Source organism: Pricia sp. (genome assembly GCF_041745955.1).
Lineage (GTDB): Bacteria > Bacteroidota > Bacteroidia > Flavobacteriales > Flavobacteriaceae > Pricia.
Genome location: NZ_JBGTHY010000504.1, coordinates 1 through 2,805 on the forward strand (window position 1 = coordinate 1; position 2,805 = coordinate 2,805).

The 2,805-nt window shown below is 49.1% G+C and carries 2 protein-coding genes and 1 pseudogene; 1 reads left to right on the top strand and 2 read right to left on the bottom strand.

Features of this window, described 5'->3' with window-relative positions; all coding sequences use genetic code 11:
- Positions 1-821: sulfatase-like hydrolase/transferase (locus ACEW8S_RS17815; RefSeq protein WP_373519461.1), on the bottom strand; the 821-nt coding region annotated here is incomplete at its 3' end.
- Positions 822-944: 123 nt separating this feature from the next.
- Positions 945-1,760: a hypothetical protein gene (locus tag ACEW8S_RS17820; protein WP_373519460.1), complete on the bottom strand. Its 816-nt coding sequence runs from the start codon at positions 1,758-1,760 to the stop codon at positions 945-947.
- A gap of 308 nt (positions 1,761-2,068) precedes the next feature.
- Here ACEW8S_RS17820 and ACEW8S_RS17825 point away from each other — a divergent pair.
- Positions 2,069-2,805: pseudogene (locus ACEW8S_RS17825) on the top strand (hypothetical protein); the annotation flags it as partial.

The window sequence follows — 2,805 nt, forward strand, 5'->3', positions numbered from 1 at the left end:
GGGGTACGCGGAACGTGTGGTTGCTGTAAGGCGTAATATAAAAAGAAAGGTTCGGTTTTGTGCGCCGCGACATATTTTTGGGCTTCGGCCAGAAAGGTGTCCGCCATATCCTCATCAATCCATTTGGCGGATTCGCCGCCTTTCATAAAACCGATGCGGGGAATACCGTTTACAATGCTGTTGTTATGGCCATGGTGCCATTTCATTTTTAGCTGTTCAGGATTATCCTTTCCTGTAGGTTCTCCGGGAAAATTGTTATCGTAATCGACCTGTATCGGGTCGTTCGAATCAAGCTTGACCACCTTTCCGTTTTGAATGTAGACCGTTGGCACCCGGTCTTGGGTGGCCGCCATAATATAGCTCTGCTCAAAACCTACTTCGTTGGGGCCGGGGGCGATGCGTTCGTTCCAGTTTACGTTTCCGTTGCCTAACCCCAAATGCCACTTTCCGACGATACCCGTTTTATAGCCTTGCTCCCGCAGCATTCTGGGGATGGTCATCTGTGCCGTATCGATAATCAAAGGCGCGGTGCCGGGCAAGATTTTGGCGTTCTTGTTCCGCCATGGATAGGTGCCCGTGAGCAGGGCGTATCGACTTGGGGTACAGGTCGCGGAAGAAGCATAACCGTTGGTAAAGCGCATGCCGCCGTTGGCGAGCTTATCCAAATTCGGGGTTTCCAATTCGGTGGCCCCATAGGCGCCCAGTTCGCCGTAGCCGAGGTCGTCGGCATAGATGATGACGATGTTGGGGCGTTTGGGACTATCGCCTTTGACCGGTGTTTTTTCTGTTTTTGATTGGCATCCCGAAACCAGTAGCACCATGGTGCTAGCTATGATCGAGGAACGCTGCCAGCCTTTGAAAGAAAATTTTTGCATCCTTTAGGTTTAGAAAAAACGGGTGGAAAATAAGTTGTTGGATTCTTGGTATTCTTCGTTAATTATCCTTCAATAGCTATCCTTCATCCAGTCGTAGGGTTTCCTTTTAATCCGATTTCCTCTTGTAAAATCAGGAAAATCTTGGGGTTCGCCGTTGTTGGCGATGGAAAGCTCCGACAATGGGGTGACGGCACTCCATGCCGCGGCATCGTAGGCGTCCATTGGGGGAGCCACGTTTTGTTTGGCGGATTCTACAAAGGCATTTTCCACGAAAAAATCCATTCCACCATGGCCGGCACCGAGAGCGTGTTCGCCATATTTTTTCCAAAGGGGATGGTCGTATTTTTCGAGCCACTCATCCGCGACATCCCATTCGTGGGGTTCCGCCGATTTTCCTTCTACGTAGATACGGTTGCCGTCGACTTCCCAAAGGCCTTTCGTACCCTGGTTGCGGAAGCCTAGGGAATAGGGTCTCGGAAGGGTCGTATCATGCGTTATGAGAATCGTTTCCCCGTTGGCGGTTTCGATGGTGCTGGTAATAACATCGCCCATTTTGAAATTAATTTTGGCATTGGGATGCTCTTCCCCGCCATTTTCAACGATGTAGTCGTGCAGTCCCCGGGCTTTGGTGCCATGTGAGGTCAGGGAAAGAAAACGGTTTCCGCGGTTGATGTTATCCATCACGGCGATAGTGCCGAGGCCATGGGTAGGATACACGTCGGCATTGCGAAGCACGGAATGCTGCGTACGCCATTTGGCTTCCGAAATGCCCACGTTCAGCTTATCTTTCATTCCGTATTTTGGAATGCCGAAAGAATAACTGGGCGGGACTGCACCCGCCCCTAAAAGGGCTGTTTTTTTGATGAAATCCCTTCGTTGGTCCATATTCGTACGTTTTTAGCGTTTGTTCGCAACGTAGCCCAAATATAGAAAAAAATCAAACCTATTTTTATACAGGTTGCACAAAAGCACTTACCTAACTTTCGAAAAAAGCCGCTACCTATTTCCACTATTTTATCGTAATTTGTCTTTAGATTAAAGATGCCCAAAGAGTTTTATCTACTATTGAAAATAATAATAACCGGTGTTATAGGGATGATTTTTGGATTTAACTTAAATTATACCGCTAAACCGTCGCCTGCAAAAAAGTTTATAGTTAACTTGAAAAGATACCCTGGCTTAAAATGAAAGCATTGAAAACACAATTCCCAACCCTTTACTTTTGGGTCCTCACCATGATGGTGACCTCCTTTGGGCACACTCAAGATCTGGGCATTTTCGAAGGCAACGGCGATATCGGTCCTGTCAAGAATGCCGGTTCGGCGGAATTCGATGCTTCTACTGGAAGGTATACCGTTTCCGGAAGCGGCACCAACATGTGGGGCGAGACCGATGAGTTCCATTTTGTATGGAAAAAAATGTCCGGTGATGTTTCCCTTACGGCCGATATCGAATGGGTGGGCAAGGGTACCGACCCCCACCGCAAGGCCTGTCTTATGATCCGCCAAAGTCTTGGTCCGGAATCAGCCTATGTGGATGCGGCCGTGCATGGCGATGGACTGACGTCTATCCAATATCGGGATTCGGCAGGCGGTCCGACACGTGAAATACAGGCCAATGTCACCGCCCCGAAACGGGTACGCATCGAAAAGAATGGGGCTTATATTTCAATGTCCATCGTCGACGATGGCGGGGAGCTGCAATCTTCTGGAGGTTCTTTCAGGTTGCCGTTTGCCGCACCTTTTTATGTGGGACTTGCCGTTTGCTCGCACAATCCGGATGTCGTTGAAACCGCCAAGTTCGGAAAGGTGGCCATCGAGCAACTGGAACAAAGGCCGGATTCGTTGAAGCAGTTGGAAAGCACCTTGGAGACCATTCCCCTTTCCTCTTTTGACCGGAGAGTCGTCTATCATACCAAAGACCATATCGA